The organism is Micromonospora qiuiae, assembly GCF_016863555.1.
Lineage (GTDB): Bacteria > Actinomycetota > Actinomycetes > Mycobacteriales > Micromonosporaceae > Micromonospora > Micromonospora qiuiae.
Window position 1 is genome coordinate 1 of the sequence record NZ_BOPC01000197.1, and the last position, 803, is coordinate 803.

An 803-nucleotide genomic window follows, 5' to 3' on the forward strand; every position below is an offset into this window, starting at 1 on the left:
GCTGGGCGCGACACCGAGCCGAGTGTCAGCGGCCATCGCCGACAGCAGCGTGCCGAGCGCCGGGTCGGCGACCGTGAGGTTGATGAACCCCGGACCGGACACCGCCACGGCCGAGCAGAGGTCCGCCAACTCCGCCCGGCCGACGACCTCGGTGGCGATGTCCCGGGGCGGGCGACCGAGCCGACGCGCCAGGGACAGTGCCGCATCGGACTGATAGTCCGCGTGCTGCGAGCGCCGCACGACCGGATCGACCGGCCCGCCGGCCACCGCTGAGAACGCCTGGGCCAACCGGTCGGCCAGCAATTTCTCAAGACTCATGAGTACGCCAATCTCGCTCCGATCCGCCTCGTGCAGGGAGGCGGATCTGCCGGGAAATGCTCGGGAAGCGGATCGATTGACGACCAGAATGACCGGCGAATCGATCCGCCGGACGCAAAAGGGGGTCAGCTCAGGCGGTCGAGGGCGGCTCGCAGGCGAGCCACGGTTCGCTCACGCCCGAGGATCTCGATCGACTCGAACAGCGGCAGCCCGACCGTCCGGCCGGTGACGGCGACCCGTACCGGTGCCTGCGCCTTGCCGAGCTTGAGTCCCCGCTCAGCGCCGATCGTCTCCAGCGTCGACTTGAGCGCCTCAGTCTGCCACTCGCACGCCTCGTACGCCTCGATCACGGCGGCCAGCAGTGCTGGGGCGTCGGCTTTCATGGCCTTCGCCCACGCCGCCTCATCAGCAGGCGGCTCGTCGAGGAAGAGGAAATCGACCATCGGCATGATCTCGGAGAGCACCGCGATCCGGGTCTGCGCCAA

Annotated in this window: 2 pseudogenes; both read right to left on the minus strand. The window is 69.2% G+C overall.

The features are described 5' to 3' along the window. Nucleotides 1-318: pseudogene (locus Vqi01_RS30390) on the minus strand (arginine--tRNA ligase); the annotation flags it as partial. Between the two features lie 125 nt (nucleotides 319-443). Further along, a pseudogene (locus Vqi01_RS30395) lies at nucleotides 444-803 on the minus strand (glutamate--tRNA ligase); the annotation flags it as partial.